The sequence below is a fragment of the Acinetobacter sp. WU_MDCI_Abxc222 genome (assembly GCF_025514755.1).
Taxonomy (GTDB): Bacteria; Pseudomonadota; Gammaproteobacteria; order Pseudomonadales; family Moraxellaceae; genus Acinetobacter; species Acinetobacter geminorum.
This window is the reverse complement of record NZ_JAHPVG010000010.1, coordinates 41,417-60,465: the sequence shown is the minus strand read 5'-3', so window position 1 is coordinate 60,465 and position 19,049 is coordinate 41,417. Positions and strand designations below refer to the sequence as shown.

Here is a 19,049-nt window from a genome sequence, read left to right as displayed (position 1 = left end):
CTTCTTGCATAAGTTTAAATCATTATTTTGGCAGTTTTGATTTCATATATTCTTCAGCCACATTAAGCACATATTCTTGGCAAGCCTCTCCTGTACCAGGGTCATAAGCTCCGTTATTGGTAATATTATTAGATAAGATTCGAATGCCTAGGAAAGGAACGTTAAATTGACTTGCGATTTGCGCAACAGATGCTGCTTCCATTTCTTCAACAGAAGTACCATAACGTTGATGGAAAAATTGAATACGATCTAGCTCATTATTCCAGACATCTGCTGAACCAATCGTTCCTTCAACCACATCACCTTTATCATAACGGACTTTATGTGCCGCCATTAACAACTCTTGGTCACCTTCAAATTTACGAATTGCAATCGGTTCTGGGTCAGATTCATCTGTTGGCAAAACATCAAAAGCCTCAACCCATGTGAGTGAGTTTGAACCACCGCCTAAGGGCTGTTTAGGAGTTCTAAATGCACCAATATTGGTTGTATATTTTCCTAAAACAATATCATAAACATGTAAATCAGGATCATGTCCACCTGAGGTGCCCTGATTAATGATCGCAATTGGTTTATAACGTTCAATCGCTAGAGCAGTTGCTGCAGCAGAGTTACTCATACCCATACGAGTTTTAGAAATAATCATTGGATAACCATTATAGGTTCCTTTCCAGAAGGTCCATCCTCCAATGGTTTCAATAGTCTTATTCTCTAACTTTGAAGCCATCCTTTCGGACTCTACAGGTAAAGCGCCCTGAATAATAATCGGTTGTAACTTCTGTTTTTGTTCCTGAACTGTTGGTGTTTGCGAAACAGATGAGTTGTCATCATTACATCCAACTAAAAATAAAGCGCTACACAAACTGATAACGCCAAAAGTAGATTTGAATCGCATTTTTTAACCTTTCTTTTTTAAAAAGTGTAAAGTAGCAATCTACATGCCAATTTCAAGTTTAGCTTTGTTATTTGGATTCAATAATTTAATTTTTTATTTTAATCAGATGATAAAAAACCCGACTTAAAGCCGGGTTTTAATCAATTAGAAAATACGTTTATCATCACGTGTGCGTTGAGGGATTTTTTCAATCTGCTGCCAGACTGCTTTAGCAATATCAATATAACTATCAGCGGCATCATCCATTGCTACAACACTTGGTTTACCCTGATCAGCATGTTCACGTATTTGAGCATTGAGAGGCAAACGGCCTAATAATGGAATATGGTATTGCTCGGAGAGCTTATCACCACCACCGATACCAAAAATTTGCTCTTCATATCCACAGTTTGAACAAATATGAGTCGACATATTCTCAATAACACCTAATACTGGAATACCGACTTTATTAAATAATTCAATTCCTTTGGTAGCATCCAGCAAAGCAACATTTTGAGGCGTAGTCACAATAATTGAGCCTGTAACTGGAATACGCTGTGCAAGCGTAAGCTGAATATCACCAGTACCTGGTGGCATATCAATCATGAGTACATCTAAATCAGGCCAAAGTGTTTGATTAAACAATTGCATTAGAGCACCCGTTGCCTTTGGTCCACGCCATGCAACAGGTGTGTTGTTATCACCGGTTAAATGTCCAATAGAAAGCACAGCCATACCATAAGCATCTAAAGGTACAAAATTTTCACTTTCAATAAGTGGAGTTTTGCCCGCATTACCTAGCATTGTCGGAATACTTGGTCCATAGATGTCAGCATCTAACACCCCAACCTTAAGTCCCATTTTTTGTAAGGCAAGCGCTAAATTGACCGTAGTTGTCGATTTACCTACGCCTCCCTTTCCAGATGAAACTAAAATAACATTCTTAATGCGAGGGTGAAGTGGAACATCTCTTTGTTGCGGAGCTGCTTTTTGAATTGGTGGATTATTTGGATCTGGTTCTGATTTAGGTGAGGCATCAAGCACAGGAGGTAAATTTGAACTTTCTTGTGTAGGACGCTTTTGTTGAACCACGTGTAAATTAAGTTCTTCAATACCGCACTTTTCTAATGCACTCGCTAAATCATCATGAATTTGCTGCAAATGCTCTTTCTCATCAGGAAATGTATTAATCGTAAGTTGTAATACACGACCCTGAACTTGAAGCTGACTAATACGCTTCTTTAAAGCATCTTTTGAATCCGGTAATAAATAATTTTGGAGTACGGTTTGGATTTCATCTTCTTTCACTTCTTGTGCCGGTGAAAAAACAGACTTTAATGAAGAAAGCCAAGACATATTGTTTACTCCAAAAACAGATCATTACAGCTTAATGGAGATAGTGTAACAGTATTGCTCCGTACTCGCTCACCTTAGGATGAATAATTACTCACTTCATATCTCATCTTTTCGGTAAGGAGTACGGATTTTAGTTTAAATCAGCTTATTCAGCAGAATCATGATTCTTTAATTTATTTAATTTATCAGTTGCAGTTTTCTTTAGCTCATCAAACTTTGCTGTTGCTTGAGTTTTCAACTCATCAAATTTTGTAGCAGCCTCTTCCTTTAATTCTGCAGCTTTGGCTTTAGCATCATCAAGTTTATGTGCCGCTTCAGTACGTAAGTGATCAAATTTATCTTGCAGACTATGCTGAGCATCCTCAAGTTTTCCTTTTAAATCACTGGCTTTATCTTCAACAGCGTCTTTGCCGGCAGCCTCTTTCTCTTTTATATTTTCCTTTAAATCGTCTAAAGCTTTTTCGCCTTGTACTTTTGCATCAGCTGCTTTCGCCTTTAATTGGTCTACTTTATCTTCAATTGCTTCTTTACCCGCAGCTTGCTTCTCTTTTACATTTTCCTTTAAATCATCCAAAGCTTTTTCGCCTTGTACTTTTACATCTGCCGCTTTTGCCTTTAAATCATCTAATTTATTTTCAGTAGTCATCGTTGTTATCCTCATAGTTAATTAAAAAATTACCTAAATAAGTTATTAGTTATACATCGTTATGGCTTATTTTCTGACCGTAACTGCAATTTGAAACAAAGACAATACAGGAAGATTCAAATATTTTTCGATTTGTTTATCTGTTCTAAAGAGAAACCACCTCTAGCCAAAATCCATTTTAATAGAAATCGCTTATGCCAAGCCGAAGATTATTAATCTTTGCTTATCTCCCTGCATCAGTTAAAATCTTCCACCTTATAAATACGAATGAGAGAATGAAATCCGTGCGTAAAATTTTAGTCACTAATGCCCTCCCTTATGCTAATGGTCCAATTCATATGGGTCATTTACTCGGTTACATCCAGGCAGATATCTGGGTTCGTGCCATGCGAGCAATGGGTCATGATGTGACTTATGTATGTGCGGATGATGCTCACGGTACAGCAATTATGCTACGTGCCGAAGCAAATGGTATTAGCCCAGAACAGCAAATTGCAAATGTTCAAAAAGAACACATCCGTGATTTTGACGGTTTTGGTGTACATTTCGATCATTACGATTCAACGCATAGCGATGCAAACAAAGCACGTTCAACAGATATCTATATTAAAAACCGTGAAGCTGGAAATATTGCAGTTCGTCCTGTAACTCAATTATTTGACCCAGAAAAAGGGATGTTCTTATCTGACCGTTTCATTAAGGGTACATGCCCAAAATGTAAGTCAGAAGATCAATACGGCGACTCATGTGAGGTGTGCGGTACAACTTACAATGCAACCGAGTTACTTAACCCGCGTTCGACTTTAAGTGGTGCAACACCAGTTGAAAAATCATCAGATCACTATTTCTTCAAGCTTCCAAACTTCTCTGAATATTTACAAAAATGGACGCGTGATGAAGGACGTTTACCTCTTTCGATTGCCAACAAGTTAGATGAATGGTTTGAAGCAGGTTTAGCAGACTGGGATATTTCTCGTGATGCACCATATTTTGGTTTCGAAATTCCAGATGCACCAAATAAATACTTCTATGTTTGGGTAGATGCTCCAATCGGTTATATGTCTAGTTTTGAAAACTATATCAAAGCTAAACGTCCAGATTTAAACTTTGATGATTTCTGGAAAAAAGATAGCCAAAATGATGTTTATCATTTTATTGGTAAAGATATTGTTTACTTCCATGCTTTATTCTGGCCAGCAATGCTTGAAGGTGCAAACTATCGCACCCCAACAGGCTTGTTTGTAAACGGTTTCTTGACTGTAAATGGGCAAAAAATGTCTAAGTCACGTGGTACTTTCATTAAGGCCGAGACGTATTTACAGCATTTAAACCCAGAATATTTACGCTACTACTTTGCGTCTAAACTTTCAGATAAAGTTGAAGACTCTGACTTAAATCTTGATGATTTTGTTCAAAAAGTAAATTCGGATTTAGTTGGTAAAGTCGTTAATATTGCTAGCCGTTGTGCGAAATTCATCAACAGCAGCTTTAACAATACTTTATCTGCTCAATGTGCAGAATCTGAGCTGGTACAAAGTTTTATTGATGCAGGTGATTCAATCGCTGCAGCATATGAAGCACGTGAATTCTCTACGGCGATCCGTGAAATTATGGCGCTAGCTGACCGTGCAAACCAATATATTGATGAGAAAAAGCCTTGGGCACTTGCTAAACAAGAAGGTCAAGAGCAACAAGTTCTTGATGTATGTTCTGTGGGTATCAACTTATTCCGTCAATTAGCGGTGTACTTGGCTCCAGTTCTGCCAACTTTAGCTCAACAAGTTCAAGATTTCTTAAAACTTGAAAGCTTCGATTTCGAGTCACGCAAACAAATTCTTGTAAGCCATGAGATTGCGCAGTTCCAACCGCTTATGCAGCGTGTTGATCCAAAAGCTGTTGCAGCTATGGTTGATGCTTCTAAAGAGTCTTTAGGTGCTCCTGCTCCAGAAGCAACTAAAGCAACGGCGAAAAAGGACAAAGCAGCTGAGAAAAAAGCAGCGCCTACTCCGGCAGTTGGTGAAGCTGAAATTATCGGTATTGAAGATTTCTTAAAAGTTGACTTACGTGTTGCTCAAGTACTTGAAGCTGGTACAGTTGAAGGTTCAGATAAATTACTTCAATTGACGTTAGACGTTGGTGAAGCTGAACCGCGTAATGTATTTAGTGGTATTCGTAGCCAATACACACCAGAAGACCTAAAAGGTAAATTGGTTGTTATGGTGGCGAACCTTGCACCACGTAAAATGCGTTTTGGTATTTCAAACGGCATGGTACTTGCTGCTGGAAATGGTGAAGGTATTTTCATTATTTCTCCAGATAGTGGTGCAAAACCAGGCGATAAAGTTTCTTAATCTGCTTTCAAAAAAAAGCTCCCTAAATTGGGAGCTTTTTTATTTTTAAGGGCTTTGAATAGGTTTAAACGAAGCTTACTAAATTAGGACCACGGCCACCCTTCGCAAGGGTTATTAAATAAAACATGTATATTTCCTAACTCTTCATTTGTTAAATAGCCATTCTTATTTTCATCTAAATAATGAAATAGCTCTGTTTGTTTATTTTCCCCTTGAAACCGTTTATCTCTCGGCCAGTTATAAGGATAAAAATCTTGTACCCGCTGAAATTCTTTTAGGCTATACATGCCATCATGATTTAAATCATATTTTTTCTGAAAAAGCTCCCAATCTAAAGAAGCGGGCTCACATGCATTTACCATATTCAAAATACAGTAAGTTGCACATCCAGCAAGTAACTTAATAGTTAGATTGCTCATGATTATTCACTTGTATATCGGAAATTTTATAGTCCTTTTCGTGAACTGGAGAACCAGCAATACTCATGGCCCGCTCATTTGCCGGTTGTTGTTTACTCATCGTTCTCATCTCACATCCTGTAGTTAAGATGAGAAAAACTACAGAAATGCTCACCATTAGTTTTTTCATAACATGATCCTCATTTCTTTTTGTTTTATTTATTAAGTTACCACTTTTAAAGTATTTAAGTGCTAAAAAAGATATTTCAATTTGTATATATTTTACGCAAAAATAAAGCCAGACTATAAGTAGCTGGCTTTGGATTTTGTAGATATTTTAATTAAAGAGTAATCATTTGAAGAAAATTAATTTTAAACCCAATAAAGTCACAATACTTCCAGCAACTCGATCCACCCCTGTTTTTGCTTTCAGATACATTTTTCGAGGCTTCTCTGAAGATAACAGCATCGCAACACATGAATACCAACCAGCATCAATCATAAAACAAATCACTGGCAATGCGACATAGTAATAATTTGGGATTTCTTTTGGCAACAAAGCAGTAAACACACTTGCTAGTACGACTGCGATTTTTGGATTACTTAACTGGGTAATTAAGCCATATCGATATGCCTGTTTATAGGTCATTTTCGATTTGCCATCGTTTTCCATCGCAATTGGTTCCTTAGCATGTTTAATAATTTTAAAAGCCAGCCAAAGCAAATATAGACCACCACCAATTTTTAAAATTAAATAAGCAGAAGGCACCGCCAATAAAACTGCTTGCAATCCCATAACTGCTAATAGACCAAAAAGTGCTGCGCCCGTCCCTGTTCCTAATGCTGTAAACAAACCGTGTTTACGTGATTTAGAAATTGAATTTTGTGCTACATAAATAAAGCTTGGCCCAGGGCTTATTGCTCCAAGCATCAATGCCATCGCAATTGAAAAAAGAGGAATAAGGGACTCAAACATTGTATTGACCTAGCATCACGCAATTGCGCGGTATTCTAACAGCTTTTTATGAGGCATATAAAAATCGCGAAGATATAAATGATGAAAATTGAATTTTCATGTTTTTACAATTTATATCTTCAAAACGGACAAAAATGTCCGTTAAATATATAACCTTTAGAACTCCCCAACCGATGATATGAGTAAACGTCAAAAAATTGCTGCTCATAATCGAGATGAATTACTCAATGCAGCCGAAGAATGTTTTCGTATTCATGGCATTAATGTCCCTTTACAAGTTGTGATTGACCATGCTGATGTAGGCAGAGCAACGTTCTATCGTAACTTTTGCGACCGCAAAGCTTTAATTAGTGCGCTTTTAGAACGTGCGATTACACAGCTAGAGCAAAAAGCTGCTCATTTTCAACAATTCGAGGATGGTTTATTTCGTTTAATTGAGGGACATATTGCACAACTTCCTAAACTTGCAATTTTGCAAGATTTTTGGAGAGTAATTGATCGACAAGATCCAATTATGTTAAAAATTTATGAACGGCGAAATAATGCACTTAACCCACTGATTGAAAATGCGATAGAACAAAAACTGTGCCGAGCTGATTTCACTGCCAATGACTATGCAATGGTCACTGCAATGTTAGGTTCTTCATTTCAAGGACATGAGCCAGAAGAACAGACTCGCTTAGCAAAACGAGCAATTGAATTACTATTTCATGGTATTCAAATACAAAAAATTCGAGGGATAGAATGAGTAAAACGCCTCGTTATTTGGAAACACCACCCGATTGGACGCCAGAAGAGCAACCGACTCTACCTGGTTCACCAGCAGCTATTGCTCACTCTGTAGCTAAACGATTTATTTACTTTTTTATTGGTTTATTTATCGCTCTTTCGGCAAGCTTAAGTAATGGTTTTATTACGGCAAATTTACCTTTAATTCAAGGTGAGTATGGACTAACCCCTTCCGAAGCTGCTTGGCTACCTGCTGCATATGTCATGGCAAATGTCAGCTCAAACTTAATTTTATTTAAGGCCCGTCAACAGTATGGCTTGAGAGTATTTTCAGAAATAGGACTTGTGATTTTTATTGCGGTTCTTGTTTTGCATATTTTTGTACATACCTATGAAATGGCCCTATTTGCGCGGGTTGTAGCTGGTTTAGCTGGTGCGCCATTAAGCTCACTAGGTATGTATTACACCATGCAAGCTTTTAAAAAAGCAGACATGGCAAAAGGTATATATATTGCCTTTGGTTTTCAGCAGTTAGGTGTTCCCCTCGCCTGGATTATTTCTCCATTTCTTGTAAATACAGACAGTTGGTCTGTTCTATATACGTTTGAGCTCGGCTTAGCACTCTGTTGTTTAGCCATGGTCGTTTCATTGAAGTTACCACGTAGCTTAAGAATTTATGTTTTTGAGAAGCAAGACTTTTTCACCTTTGCTTTACTAGCCCCTGGCTTTGCCTGCTTATGTATTGTGCTCACGCAAGGTCCAATTTTATGGTGGTTTAACAGTGAATGGCTTGCCTATGTATTAATTGCAGGTTTTAGCTTAGTTGTTTTGGGTTTGCTCTATGAGCACTATCGCGCCAATCCATTAATTATGACACGTTGGTTGGGTGCCGCTTCGACCCTACGCTTCATTTTTGGTGCCTTTGCCATTCGTCTTTTAATGTCAGAACAAAGCTATGCAGCTGTTAATTTCCTAAAAACTATGGGAATGGGGCCTGATCAGTTTGTTCCACTCTATGTTGTCATATTGGTAGGGATTTTAAGCGGAACACTATTTAGTGCTCTCACTTTCTCACGCGAACGAATTATCTTCCACTTACTTTTTGCAGAATTTTTAATTCTGGTCGCTTGTGGTCTAGATTATCACTTAACTAGTGATGTTCGACCTGTGAACTTCTTTGCAAGTCAGTTTTTAGTAGGCTTTGCAGGTGGTTTATTTATTGGGCCGTTACTGCTTATTGGCTTTGCACAAACTTTAGCAAAAGGCCCTTCCTATGTGGTGACTTTTATTGTCTTGTTCTCTGCAACCCAAACCTTCGGTGGTCTTGTTGGGTCTTCTTTTTTCTCGACCTATCAACAACATCGCACTCAAAATTATCAAGTCGAGATCATAAAAGATTTAGAACAAGCCGACCCGTTGGTTGCTCAAAGGCTTTCTACCTATCAGCGTAGTGCAGCCATCACAACAAATGACCCAGCATTACAAACAGCTCAATCCATGCGTTCACTTAATCAAGTGGTAACTCGTGAAGCACAAGTACGTGCCTACAATGATGTGATTGCATTAAATGGTATTTTTGCTGTCGCATTACTCTTGTGGGGTGGATTTAATATTGCACGTAGTAAATATCTACAGCGTAGAGGAATTAGCCGTCCTTAATGGCTTTCGTTTTTGGTGAAATAGAAATTGAGATTAATATATGTCAGATGATCAAAATAAACCGGACCAAACGCCTGTTCAGGCACCTGCCAACGAGCCTGCACCTGCACCTGCAAGTAAACTAATTCCCACAAAACGCTCAACTCTATTCTGGATGTTAGGTGTTCTTATTATCGGTATTTTAGTAATTTTATGGGCATGGAGAATCGGACCTTTCGCAACGAGTGTTCAGCAAACTGACAATAGTTATGTTAAAGGTAAAACCACAATTTTATCGTCACAAATAAATGGCTACGTGAAAGATGTATTAGTCAAAGACTTTGACCATGTAAAAAAGGGCCAAGTGTTAATGCATATCGATGCAACTACTTACGACCAAAAAGTAGCTCAAGCAGCTTCTGGAGTTGAACAAGCTAAAAATACTTTAGCCAATCAAACTCAGTCTATTGCTCAAAAACAAGCTGATATTGTGGCTGCACAAGCAAAAGTTGAACAAGTTAAAGCTCAATATGAACTTTCTTTAGCACAGCTTAGACGCTATCAACAGTTAGGAAATAGTGGAGCAGCTTCTAAATCTGAGCAAGATAAAGCCGCAGCAGATGCTGAAAATAACCTTGCAGCACTGAAGCAGGCAGAAGCCAATGTTCTAGTTGCCAAAGAAGCACTTAAAACAGCACAAGTGGCAGAGGCAGGTTTAGAAGCACAAGTTTCCAGTGCTAAAGCACAACTAGATCAGGCACAAACGACCAAAGACTATAGCGTTATTGTTGCTCCAATGGATGGACAACTTGGCGAGGTGAACCCTCGTGTTGGGCAATATGTAGCAGCAGGGTCCCAATTACTCTACCTCATTCCACAACAAACTTGGGTAATTGCCAACTTTAAAGAAACCCAAATTGCCAATATGCGAATTGGCCAGAAAGCATGGTTCACAGTCGATGCCATGAAACACAAAAAATTTACAGGACATGTTGAGCAGATCTCACCAGCTGCGGGTTCCGAGTTCAGTGTGTTAAAGCCTGACAATGCAACAGGAAACTTTACCAAAGTGGTTCAAAGAATTGCCGTGCGTATCACCATAGATCCAAATCAAAAAGGAATGGAACACTTACGCCCTGGCATGTCAGTAATTACTTCTGTCGATACAAGCTCTTAATCAGCTTTTTAAAAACCTCTTTAAAAAGCTACAATGTGATCAATCATTATTTTTCTCAATTTCTAATGTTTGATCACATTGCCCAACCTATTTCCTATCAGCACATTGAACTCCCCTCTTTAGTTCATCTCGAGATTAAGCGATTAGATTTAGTTCATCCTCAAATTTCGGGCAATAAGTTTTATAAATTAAAATACAATTTGCTTGCTGCAAAACAACAAGGTTTATCGAGCATTTTGACTTTTGGTGGCGCTTATTCCAACCATATTGCCGCGACTGCCTATGCCGCTCATCTTTTTGGCTTAAAAAGTATTGGAATTATTCGTGGTGAAGAGTTAGCTAACAAACCTCTTAATCCAACCTTAGCAAAAGCTCAAAGTTTAGGAATGCATCTACATTTTGTCTCCCGCAACGAATACCGCTTACGAGATGATGCAAACTATCTTCAACAATTACAACACCAATTTCCTGAAACTTTCATTATCCCTGAAGGCGGCACCAATGAACTTGCAGTTCAAGGTTGTCAGGAAATTCTAAGTCAAAGCGATTTGCAAAACTATGATGTAATTTGCTGTGCAGTAGGAACTGGTGGAACGATTTCGGGTCTTATTGAAAGGAGTTCAGCCGATCAGAAAGTCTTAGGATTTTCAGCATTAAAAGGCGACTTTCTACAACAAGATATTCAGCAATGGACCAAAAAACAGAATTGGTCTGTGACAGATGCATACTGCTGTGGCGGGTATGCAAAAACTTCACTCGAGTTATTGGCATTTATAGAAAGTTTCGAAGAACAATATGCGGTACCACTTGAACCCATCTATACGGGAAAGATGATGTTCGGTCTGTTTGATCTTATAAAGAATAATTACTTTCCTGAAGGAACTCGTATTCTGGCAATTCATTCTGGTGGTTTACAGGCAGATATAAGAAATAAATCACATTAATAACTGACTATCTTTTAGGTCGTATTGTTCACTACCGTGGTAAATGTCTTTAGCATGACTAAGGCTCGGCATGGTAGTATATGCCCCTTTTTAAATTTTCACGATTAATCGAGAATCTCTTATGTCTAACAGTCATGTTGATGTCATTGTCTTAGGTGCAGGTGCTTCTGGACTCATGTTGGCTGCACATGCTGCTAAACGCGGACGCTCGGTTTTAATTTTAGAAAAAGCTAATAAAATTGGTAAAAAGATTTTAATGTCAGGTGGAGGTAAGTGTAACTTTACCAACCTATATGTAGAGCCTGACAACTATATTTCTCATAATCCACACTTCGTCATTTCTGCTCTATCACGTTATAGCAATTGGGACTTTATTGGATTGGTATGTGATTATGGCATTGCCTATGAAGAACGAAAACATGGGCAATTATTTACACTAAACGGTGCTAAAGAAATTTTAGAAATGTTGGTGAGTGAATGCAATAAAACCAACAATGTCGAGATCCAAACCCATTGTGAAGTTGGAGAGATTGTTCCATTAGAACAAGGTGGTTTTTCCGTACATACAAACCAAGGACGTTTTAGCTGTGAGTCATTAGTGGTTGCTACAGGTGGTTTATCCATTCCAACTTTGGGTGGTTCTGGATTTGGCTATGAACTGGCACAAAAATTTGGACATCAGGTTTTCCCAACCCGCGCAGGTTTAGTTCCATTTACTTTTTCAGATCATATTAAAGAAGTTACTACACGTCTAAGTGGCAATGCTTTAGATGTGACTCTAAGTAACTCGAAAAATAGTTTTACTGAAGCATTATTGTTTACGCATCGCGGCTTGAGTGGACCAAGTTCCCTACAGCTTTCAAACTATTGGAATACTGGTGAAAGTTTTAAAATTAACTTTTTCCCAAGCCAAGATTTAGCAACTTATTTAAAAGATAAAAAGAAAGCACAACCTAAAGTTCTATTACGCACCCTTCTTTGTGAGTTTACTGCGAAAAGTATTATCCAAGAGCTACAACAACTTATATGGTCAGAGCAGAGCGAAACAGCGATTGGTAATATCAGTGATGTACAGCTAGATCATATTGCCGAACAGTTACACGGCTTTACTGTCAAACCATCAGGTACAGAAGGGTATCGTACCGCCGAAGTTACTTTAGGTGGAATTGATACAACCGAAGTATCTTCCAAAACCATGGAAAGTAAAAAGCAAAAAGGATTGTTTTTTATTGGCGAAGTACTTGATGTAACTGGCCATTTAGGAGGCTATAACTTCCAATGGGCTTGGTCTTCCGCTTATGCAGCAGCACAATACGTTTAAATGATGAATAAGCTAATTTGACGCTTTCGAATCATTTGATGAATTTTCAGAATTACGCGTATGAGTTGTTGCCTGTTTTGATGAATTAGATTTGTTAAACACAAATTTATAAGCACTTGCTAAAAAACCTACGGTAATTCCCGCAATGACAATCGGTGCTAAAAAACGACCTGGTTTCTTCATCGTATTTTCCTCACTTATTTCTTTTTATAATGGCCCAAAAAAAGTTCGACCACTCAATATAGAGTGGTCGAACTTATCACAAAAATCAAAGATTTTTTGTACGGTTTATCTGAAAATTAGTTTTACTTACTAAATTTCGTCATTTTCTCCAGTAGATCCAAACGGTTTGTTTACTGGTGGTTCTGCTGGATTTACTTGTGCAGAATCAGCAGGTTTTGCATCAGATGAAACTATTGACGGTGAAGTTGTAGTCGTTGGTGCAACTGTAGATGTTGACGAACTAGTAGTCGCAGATGGATTAGCCGTAGTAGAAGGTGGTTGGTACAGAGGATTTGGTTCATTAGCTTCTTTTTTAGCTTTATCTAACAAATCACTCAACAGTCTTTCTGCTGGTTGGCGACCACCTAAACCAAATGCAAGAGCGAAAGCAACTGCAACTGCGCCTAGAGTCAAACCAAATGCAAGATTAACGATTGAATCTGCAATACCCATCGCTCTTAAACCAAGTGCAAGTACGAGACCAATAATTAACACACGAACTAAACTACCTAACCAACGCGAGCTATTATATTCGCCACGTTGAACCACGTTCGCCACAACATTGGCAAGCCAGAAACCAATAACCAAGATTACAGCGCCCAATAGAATGTTTGCACCGAAATGGATAAACATTGCGATTAGACCACTAATTTGATCGAAACCAAGACGATCCGCAGCTTCAGAAACTGCAAATAGCATAGTAAAGAATACAATTAACCAGCCAACTGCATTAGAAACTTTAGTTTGACCTAAAAAGCGTTGTACATCTAACTTTGCAGGAATTTCATCAACACCTGTACCTGCAATTAATTCAGCAACTAAGCGGCCAACAAAACGAGAAACAATATAAGCAACCAGTAGAATTAAACCAGCAGCAATAATGTTTGGAATCGCCTGCAAGATTTCATTGAGCATTGCTGTTGCTGGCTGAGAAATTGTCTCAATGCCTAAAGCTTCAAACGCTACAATCAATGTTGTAATAATGATGATTGCGAAAACAAATGAACCTAAGAATTTGCCTACGTTAGAGCTTTTGAAAAGACCAATTTTTTCAGCTTGAGCCTGAACACCTAAGCTATTTACTAAACCTTCAACAATACCGCGTACAATTTTTGCCAAGATATAACCAACAAAAACGATAACACCAGCAATAAAGATATTTGGCAAGAATGCTACGGCATCATTTACCATATTTTGAACTGGAATCAGTAAGCCTGTTAATCCTAATATTGAAAGAACAATCGGAAGAAAAAGTAACAATACAAGCCAGTAAAGAATTTCACCAATATTCTGGCTAATTCCACCTACACCCACTTCACTGCTTAACTTATCATCGAGTTGAGTTCGGGATAAAACATTGGTCACCCCTGCTCGCACCAGTCGAGCAACGATCCAACCAATAAAACCCACCACAACAGCAGCAATAATATTTGGAATATAGATGAGTACCTGATTCACCATATTACTGAACGGGCCACTAACTCCACTAATGTTAAGTACATTGAGAGCTGCGACAACAGCTAAGATTAGAATAAACCAGAATACGACTTTTGAAATAAGGCCTTCTATGTTTGGAGCACGTCCAGTTGCTGAAGATAATTTTGCATTGGTATTTACTTTTTGCAGAAGTTTTTTTACACCTGCCGCAACTAATAAAGCGATTATCCAGCCAACTAGTAAGATGACGATTGCAGCTAAAATAGGATGAAACTGATCCCAGTAATACATCGCATCAAACTGAGCGCCGCGAGGCCCATCAAAAAATTCATTCATATTGTTATGTCCTCAATTGTTATGTTCTTTTCAGTGCCATCAATTATGAAAAACACTTTTCGTTGTTAAAAATGACAATAAATGCGGTCTATCTCACCTTATGTTTTGAATATTTTGTAATCAACACACTTCTGCATAAATACAACAAATTGATGCAAAAGGTTGCAAAAAAAGCCTTCAGGTCACATCCCAAAGGCTTTCTATGAAGATATACTGGTTAGCTTATTACCCTTTATAAATATTCAAATCAGAAGTGCTCTTAATGACATGTGGTGTGGCCTCATGTTGAAAAGCGGCTTCTTCTTTAGGTGTTTTGCTGTGATCAGCAACCATGTAGACGATGAGTGCAATAAGAAAAAGCCCAACAATAATTAAAATGTAAACTGGCAATCTTCTTTTTTTCGCAGTTTCTTCAGGACTCGTCACATGAGGTGGTTTTGAAAAATCATGCATCTTCTTTCCCCTCTTCTTTTATCATTAACTTTATAATCATCATAGCAATTTGGTTTGTTGCATTGTGTGAAAAAGCATTATGCTAAGGTGTCTGCGGTTGCAAAACTCTACTATTAAAATAATAAAAACAGTATAAAATTTAGGCAAAAATATTTAGCCATTTAAAAATAATAACGAGTTATGTTCGAGCTTCTTTAATGTTCTATTTGTAATACAATATGTTTTAGCGCTTACTTTTTATAAAATAGGCTATAATAAGCCCCCTTGTTTTAAAGCTGCTCTATTTTATGATGTATCGTCAGCAAAACGTAACACTTGATCTCGACACTGACGTCACACATCAATGTTATATACATCAGACGAGAGACGAACATCTCATTGGTATTATTGAATTTAATAAACCAAGTTATGAACTCAAATGGGGTGATTTAGAGTATTTTCGTCGCCGTACTGAAGAATTTTCCGTCATGCCATTTCCTGACTGCATTAATGCCATGATTGTTGATATTCGTAATATCAATATTTTTCTGGACAATGATGTTCCGATTTTACCTTGGCGCTTACTAGAAGAAGACTGTCCTGTTCGCTTAGTCGTTCCACAAGATCGTTTGGAACATTATGCAGGTCTTTTTGAGCCAACTTGGCTTTCAACCGATGTAGACAGCGCAATTTCAGAAATTCGCGAATTTATGGATATGTTTGTCCACTAATAAACATATCCATAAAATTAATTTTAAATTACTTTCAAAATAAGATTTATTACCAGTAATTTTCTACCGCAATATTTCCCTCACCTCGACGATTCATCGTCAAATCACGGCGTTTTAAAGCCTCTTTAGTGTCATCCACCATTTGCGGATTACCGCAAAGCATGACATGGCTTGTAGCAGGGTTCAGTTCTATACCAGCAAATTTTTCTAGTTCGCCGTTTTCAATCAAAATCGGTAAACGCTCATGTAGTGGTGCAGATGGATCACGCGTAATAATTGGAATAAATTTAAATCCGTTATGTCCTTCCCCAAAAGTTTCAGCAATCTCTTGAATACGATCAACATAAGCCAATTCATCTGCGGTACGGACACTGTAGACCAAATTAATTTTTTGATATTTAGACCATGTATCGAAGTCTTGTAACATCGATAAAAATGGAGCTAATCCTGTACCCGTTGCCAATAACCATAAATCATGGGGTAAGGGTTGTTGATAGCGAGCTAAAGTCAAATAACCATAAGGTATTTTTTCTAAATAAAGCTCATCTCCTACCTTTAAATGTTGAAGATTTGACGTAAATGCACCGTCTGGTACCACAATCGAAAAAAACTCAAGCGTTTCATCAAATGGTGATGAGACTACAGAATAAGCACGAACAACGAGTTCCTCTCCAACTTTTAGCCCAATACGTGCGAATTGCCCAGCAGTAAATTTAAAATGTGCAGGGCGAGTCATGGTGAAACTAAAAAGAGTTGGAGTCCAGCGGTGTACAGATAAAACTTTTTCTACGCTAAATTTTTCAATTGACATGATTTCAACGTGGCATGAAATAGTGCGCTCATGTTAGCATGACAGCCGAAATAATGAATACTTTTAAACGTTAAGGCTTTTTAAACATGCGCATGACATTACGCCAGTTGGCTGTTTTTGTAGCAGTCGCTCAAGAAGGAACTGTCACCAAAGCGAGTGATGCGGTCAGACTGACGCAAAGTGCAGCAAGTATGGCTTTAGCTGATTTAGAGGATGGCCTTGGTGCTCCTCTCTTTGATCGTTTAGGTAAACGATTACAACTTAATGATTTAGGTCGTTTTCTATTGCCACAAGCCTTAGAGATATTAGGTCGCTGTGAAGCTTTTGAGCAAGCTGCAAAAGGTGAATTGCAAAGTATTGATTTACGTATTGGGGCCACTTTAACGATTAGTGATTACCTCATGCCAGATTTAATGGCAAACTTTTTACAGCATCATCCTAAAGCACATTTGCAATTACAAGTGGGCAATACACGCCAAATGATTGAAGCAGTCAATCAATTCCAACTTGATTTAGCTTTAATTGAGGGATCATGTCATTTACCTCAACTCCAATGTATTCATTGGCGTGATGATGAGCTTGCAGTTTGCTGTGCCCCAAATCACCCGTTAGCACGTTTAAATAGACCTCTAACAGCGCATGATTTTCTTCAAGTCGAATGGATTTTACGTGAAGAAGGTTCAGGAACGCGTGAAGTATTTGATAATGCTATATTGCAAGATCTGCCAGACGCGAATATTCGCTTAACCCTAGGTCACAATGAAGCAATTTTAAAAATCGTTGCTGGTGGTTTAGGCATGTCATGTATTTCTAAACTTGCCATTGAACCTTTAATTGAAAAGGGACAATTAGTAATTTTAGATACACCATTCTGGCAGCTTACCCGTCCGCTTTATATGCTGGTACACCGTCAAAAGTATCAGGGTCCAGGTCTCAAAGCATTCTTACAATTTTGTGAAGATCAGGTTTAAAACCTGATTTTCTAATGCCATCGTGAGTCATTTTCACACGGCTCACCGTCATGATTACCATCCATTTTAGTGTTCGGGCAATTTCTTACAAACCAACGTGCCTCTTCTAAAGAATGCATTTGCGTACAATACTCACGCCCATCACAATGAAAAGATGTTATTTTATCATTTACTCGTTCTGGGGCTGTTTGAGAGGCAACTGTTTGAGGAGTAAATGCTAAAGCCTTTTTCGTTTTCTCAGAAAGTTGAATATCTGGCAATTTATCCAAAGCTGCACGCTGTTCCTTAATAATCTGCTTCTGTTGCTGTATTAATAATTGCACTTTTTCATGTGATGCACGCTGCTGAGCCTGTTGACGATAGTGCAATACTATAAAAGTCACACACGCAACAATAACCAAGATGCCAACAATAAATATACTGATATATTCACGTGAACTAAGCTTGAATTTACTGCGTTTAATTTTTCCCCGTTGAACCATATTTCCCCATTCTTGATTTTATTATTCATTTTTAAGAAAATTAAGGGAAATTAATATCTCCCTTAATTCTAAATCACTTAATCTTTCTGAACGCATCAAAACACTTGTCTGATACATACATTACTTAAGTGTTTTTAATGTATTACATTTAGCTCATTATTAACGTCGGAAATTTGACAATAACTCACTCGTGATCGCTTTATTGTGATCTGCAATTTTGTTTTTCTTGGTTTTCGCAGGATTTGGGTCAACACGCTCAATTTTGATCGCTTTAAACTTGCCCTGATTATCTGCGGCAAGAAATCTTACTTTTTCATTTCTTTTCGGTTCGCCCTCTGATGCAGGGAAATCAGAAATATGAAAGAAAATATCACCTTCACTAGTTTCAATAAAACCAAACCCTTTATCAGCGTTATATTGTTTTACCCATCCAGTATAAAACTCTTGCTTCATGATCTTTCCCCTACTTTTCCAATCCAGTTGTTGCGGTAAATAAAAAAAGAGACTCACGATTCCGTTTTAAAATTATACGGTTTAATGAAGTCTCTTTTTATTACGATTTCAAAAAATTAATCTTTTTGTACACTACCAAAAATTTTATCGCCAGCATCACCCAAGCCAGGAACAATATAACCTTGTTCATTTAAGCCATTATCAATAGATGCCGTATAAATTTGTACATCCGGATGAGCTGCTTCAACTTTAGCAACACCTTCAGGAGCAGCAACCAACACCATAACACGGATATCTTTACAACCACTTGCCTTTAACACATCAATAGCAGCAACTAACGAATTACCAGTTGCTAGCATTGGGTCAATAATCATCGCAAGACGATTAGCCACATCTGGAACTAATTTTTTGTAATACGTGTGAACTTCTAATGTTTCTTCATTACGCTCAAGACCTAAAACACTCACTTTTGCGCTTGGAATTAGATTAAGTACGCCATCTAACATACCAATTCCGGCACGTAAAATCGGTACAATCGTTATTTTTTTACCAGCAATACGCTGAGTAGTAACAGTTCCAGCCCATCCATCAATTTCACAATCCACAACTGGCAAATCTTTTGTTGCTTCATACGTCAATAACATAGTCACTTCCTGAGCAAGCTCACGGAAGTTCTTAGTACTGATATCAGCACGACGTAACAAACCTAATTTATGACGAATAAGTGGGTGACGAATTTCTTGAATGGCCACAGATGTTACCTA

At 37.9% G+C, this 19,049-nt stretch carries 21 protein-coding genes; 8 read left to right on the top strand and 13 right to left on the bottom strand.

Going from position 1 to position 19,049, the window contains the following annotated elements; all coding sequences use genetic code 11:
• Positions 1-22 precede the first annotated feature (22 nt).
• The 3 genes from KTJ10_RS14600 to KTJ10_RS14590 form a co-directional block, all read right to left on the bottom strand.
• Complete coding sequence (locus KTJ10_RS14600; protein ID WP_262442320.1) at positions 23-895, bottom strand: 5'-methylthioadenosine/S-adenosylhomocysteine nucleosidase; 873 nt, start codon at positions 893-895, stop codon at positions 23-25.
• Positions 896-1,039: 144 nt separating this feature from the next.
• Positions 1,040-2,230 (bottom strand): iron-sulfur cluster carrier protein ApbC, encoded by a 1,191-nt coding sequence (apbC, locus tag KTJ10_RS14595; protein ID WP_262442319.1) that lies wholly within the window; start codon positions 2,228-2,230, stop codon positions 1,040-1,042.
• A gap of 145 nt (positions 2,231-2,375) precedes the next feature.
• Complete coding sequence (locus tag KTJ10_RS14590; protein ID WP_086266057.1) at positions 2,376-2,876, bottom strand: hypothetical protein; 501 nt, start codon at positions 2,874-2,876, stop codon at positions 2,376-2,378.
• Positions 2,877-3,160: 284 nt separating this feature from the next.
• Between KTJ10_RS14590 and metG the strand changes: the two genes are divergently transcribed.
• Complete coding sequence (metG, locus tag KTJ10_RS14585) at positions 3,161-5,227, top strand: methionine--tRNA ligase (RefSeq protein ID WP_262442339.1); 2,067 nt, start codon at positions 3,161-3,163, stop codon at positions 5,225-5,227.
• An 83-nt stretch (positions 5,228-5,310) separates the two neighbouring features.
• On the opposite strand, the gene KTJ10_RS14580 is transcribed toward metG, so the two are convergent.
• The 3 genes from KTJ10_RS14580 to KTJ10_RS14570 form a co-directional block, all read right to left on the bottom strand.
• Complete coding sequence (locus tag KTJ10_RS14580) at positions 5,311-5,646, bottom strand: calcium-binding protein (RefSeq protein WP_199993056.1); 336 nt, start codon at positions 5,644-5,646, stop codon at positions 5,311-5,313.
• Entirely contained in the window at positions 5,627-5,815 is a 189-nt protein-coding gene (locus tag KTJ10_RS14575; protein WP_005075219.1) for an NF038215 family lipoprotein, read from the bottom strand. Before KTJ10_RS14575 ends, KTJ10_RS14580 begins: the two co-directional genes overlap by 20 nt.
• A 162-nt stretch (positions 5,816-5,977) precedes the next feature.
• Positions 5,978-6,601, bottom strand: coding sequence for a LysE family translocator (locus KTJ10_RS14570; protein ID WP_002120398.1), 624 nt, complete (start codon positions 6,599-6,601; stop codon positions 5,978-5,980).
• A gap of 178 nt (positions 6,602-6,779) precedes the next feature.
• On the opposite strand from KTJ10_RS14570, the gene KTJ10_RS14565 reads away from it, so the two are divergent.
• The 5 genes from KTJ10_RS14565 to KTJ10_RS14545 all read left to right on the top strand — a co-directional run bounded on the left by KTJ10_RS14565 (position 6,780) and on the right by KTJ10_RS14545 (position 12,410).
• Positions 6,780-7,349 (top strand): TetR/AcrR family transcriptional regulator, encoded by a 570-nt coding sequence (locus tag KTJ10_RS14565; RefSeq protein WP_170248405.1) that lies wholly within the window; start codon positions 6,780-6,782, stop codon positions 7,347-7,349.
• The gene (locus KTJ10_RS14560) at positions 7,346-8,989 is read left to right on the top strand and encodes an MFS transporter (protein WP_262442318.1); all 1,644 of its coding nucleotides are present in this window, start codon (positions 7,346-7,348) and stop codon (positions 8,987-8,989) included. Before KTJ10_RS14565 ends, KTJ10_RS14560 begins: the two co-directional genes overlap by 4 nt.
• 40 nt (positions 8,990-9,029) lie before the next feature.
• Positions 9,030-10,145, top strand: coding sequence for an HlyD family secretion protein (locus tag KTJ10_RS14555; RefSeq protein ID WP_262442317.1), 1,116 nt, complete (start codon positions 9,030-9,032; stop codon positions 10,143-10,145).
• Between the two features lie 65 nt (positions 10,146-10,210).
• Positions 10,211-11,089, top strand: coding sequence for a 1-aminocyclopropane-1-carboxylate deaminase/D-cysteine desulfhydrase (locus KTJ10_RS14550; RefSeq protein ID WP_262442315.1), 879 nt, complete (start codon positions 10,211-10,213; stop codon positions 11,087-11,089).
• A gap of 121 nt (positions 11,090-11,210) precedes the next feature.
• Complete coding sequence (locus KTJ10_RS14545; protein WP_262442314.1) at positions 11,211-12,410, top strand: NAD(P)/FAD-dependent oxidoreductase; 1,200 nt, start codon at positions 11,211-11,213, stop codon at positions 12,408-12,410.
• Positions 12,411-12,422: 12 nt separating this feature from the next.
• Here KTJ10_RS14545 and KTJ10_RS14540 read toward each other — a convergent pair whose 3' ends face one another.
• The 3 genes from KTJ10_RS14540 to KTJ10_RS14530 form a co-directional block, all read right to left on the bottom strand.
• Positions 12,423-12,593: a hypothetical protein gene (locus KTJ10_RS14540; RefSeq protein ID WP_081309052.1), complete on the bottom strand. Its 171-nt coding sequence runs from the start codon at positions 12,591-12,593 to the stop codon at positions 12,423-12,425.
• 129 nt (positions 12,594-12,722) lie between these two features.
• Positions 12,723-14,405: a mechanosensitive ion channel gene (locus KTJ10_RS14535; protein ID WP_262442313.1), complete on the bottom strand. Its 1,683-nt coding sequence runs from the start codon at positions 14,403-14,405 to the stop codon at positions 12,723-12,725.
• A 225-nt stretch (positions 14,406-14,630) separates the two neighbouring features.
• The gene (locus KTJ10_RS14530; RefSeq protein WP_005803268.1) at positions 14,631-14,858 is read right to left on the bottom strand and encodes a hypothetical protein; all 228 of its coding nucleotides are present in this window, start codon (positions 14,856-14,858) and stop codon (positions 14,631-14,633) included.
• Between the two features lie 290 nt (positions 14,859-15,148).
• Between KTJ10_RS14530 and KTJ10_RS14525 the strand changes: the two genes are divergently transcribed.
• A complete protein-coding gene (locus KTJ10_RS14525; RefSeq protein ID WP_014205905.1) occupies positions 15,149-15,568 on the top strand; it encodes a hypothetical protein in 420 nt (139 codons plus the stop codon).
• 49 nt (positions 15,569-15,617) lie between these two features.
• On the opposite strand, the gene KTJ10_RS14520 is transcribed toward KTJ10_RS14525, so the two are convergent.
• Positions 15,618-16,379: a ferredoxin--NADP reductase gene (locus KTJ10_RS14520; RefSeq protein WP_262442310.1), complete on the bottom strand. Its 762-nt coding sequence runs from the start codon at positions 16,377-16,379 to the stop codon at positions 15,618-15,620.
• Positions 16,380-16,465: 86 nt separating this feature from the next.
• Between KTJ10_RS14520 and gigC the strand changes: the two genes are divergently transcribed.
• Positions 16,466-17,350, top strand: coding sequence for a LysR family transcriptional regulator GigC (gene gigC, locus KTJ10_RS14515; RefSeq protein ID WP_002120024.1), 885 nt, complete (start codon positions 16,466-16,468; stop codon positions 17,348-17,350).
• Positions 17,351-17,361: 11 nt separating this feature from the next.
• Here the strand turns inward: gigC and KTJ10_RS14510 are convergent, their stop codons facing one another.
• The 3 genes from KTJ10_RS14510 to upp form a co-directional block, all read right to left on the bottom strand.
• Positions 17,362-17,832 (bottom strand): excalibur calcium-binding domain-containing protein, encoded by a 471-nt coding sequence (locus KTJ10_RS14510; RefSeq protein ID WP_262442308.1) that lies wholly within the window; start codon positions 17,830-17,832, stop codon positions 17,362-17,364.
• 159 nt (positions 17,833-17,991) lie between these two features.
• Entirely contained in the window at positions 17,992-18,285 is a 294-nt protein-coding gene (locus KTJ10_RS14505; protein ID WP_005071069.1) for a cold shock domain-containing protein, read from the bottom strand.
• 116 nt (positions 18,286-18,401) lie between these two features.
• Positions 18,402-19,037, bottom strand: coding sequence for a uracil phosphoribosyltransferase (gene upp / locus KTJ10_RS14500; RefSeq protein ID WP_262442307.1), 636 nt, complete (start codon positions 19,035-19,037; stop codon positions 18,402-18,404).
• Positions 19,038-19,049 lie beyond the last annotated feature (12 nt).

Excerpts from the sequence above, each read along its gene's own strand:
- KTJ10_RS14555 (WP_262442317.1), top strand. The coding sequence starts at position 9,030 with ATGTCAGATGATCAAAATAAACCGGACCAAACGCCTGTTCAGGCACCT.
- apbC (WP_262442319.1), bottom strand. The coding sequence starts at position 2,230 with ATGTCTTGGCTTTCTTCATTAAAGTCTGTTTTTTCACCGGCACAAGAA.
- KTJ10_RS14590 (WP_086266057.1), bottom strand. The coding sequence starts at position 2,876 with ATGACTACTGAAAATAAATTAGATGATTTAAAGGCAAAAGCGGCAGAT.
- KTJ10_RS14600 (WP_262442320.1), bottom strand. The coding sequence starts at position 895 with ATGCGATTCAAATCTACTTTTGGCGTTATCAGTTTGTGTAGCGCTTTA.
- KTJ10_RS14525 (WP_014205905.1), top strand. The coding sequence starts at position 15,149 with ATGTATCGTCAGCAAAACGTAACACTTGATCTCGACACTGACGTCACA.
- KTJ10_RS14545 (WP_262442314.1), top strand. The coding sequence starts at position 11,211 with ATGTCTAACAGTCATGTTGATGTCATTGTCTTAGGTGCAGGTGCTTCT.
- KTJ10_RS14530 (WP_005803268.1), bottom strand. The coding sequence starts at position 14,858 with ATGCATGATTTTTCAAAACCACCTCATGTGACGAGTCCTGAAGAAACT.
- KTJ10_RS14550 (WP_262442315.1), top strand. The coding sequence starts at position 10,211 with ATGTTTGATCACATTGCCCAACCTATTTCCTATCAGCACATTGAACTC.
- KTJ10_RS14505 (WP_005071069.1), bottom strand. The coding sequence starts at position 18,285 with ATGAAGCAAGAGTTTTATACTGGATGGGTAAAACAATATAACGCTGAT.
- KTJ10_RS14580 (WP_199993056.1), bottom strand. The coding sequence starts at position 5,646 with ATGAGCAATCTAACTATTAAGTTACTTGCTGGATGTGCAACTTACTGT.
- KTJ10_RS14570 (WP_002120398.1), bottom strand. The coding sequence starts at position 6,601 with ATGTTTGAGTCCCTTATTCCTCTTTTTTCAATTGCGATGGCATTGATG.
- KTJ10_RS14575 (WP_005075219.1), bottom strand. The coding sequence starts at position 5,815 with ATGAAAAAACTAATGGTGAGCATTTCTGTAGTTTTTCTCATCTTAACT.
- gigC (WP_002120024.1), top strand. The coding sequence starts at position 16,466 with ATGCGCATGACATTACGCCAGTTGGCTGTTTTTGTAGCAGTCGCTCAA.
- KTJ10_RS14535 (WP_262442313.1), bottom strand. The coding sequence starts at position 14,405 with ATGAATGAATTTTTTGATGGGCCTCGCGGCGCTCAGTTTGATGCGATG.
- KTJ10_RS14540 (WP_081309052.1), bottom strand. The coding sequence starts at position 12,593 with ATGAAGAAACCAGGTCGTTTTTTAGCACCGATTGTCATTGCGGGAATT.
- KTJ10_RS14520 (WP_262442310.1), bottom strand. The coding sequence starts at position 16,379 with ATGTCAATTGAAAAATTTAGCGTAGAAAAAGTTTTATCTGTACACCGC.
- KTJ10_RS14560 (WP_262442318.1), top strand. The coding sequence starts at position 7,346 with ATGAGTAAAACGCCTCGTTATTTGGAAACACCACCCGATTGGACGCCA.
- KTJ10_RS14510 (WP_262442308.1), bottom strand. The coding sequence starts at position 17,832 with ATGGTTCAACGGGGAAAAATTAAACGCAGTAAATTCAAGCTTAGTTCA.
- KTJ10_RS14565 (WP_170248405.1), top strand. The coding sequence starts at position 6,780 with ATGAGTAAACGTCAAAAAATTGCTGCTCATAATCGAGATGAATTACTC.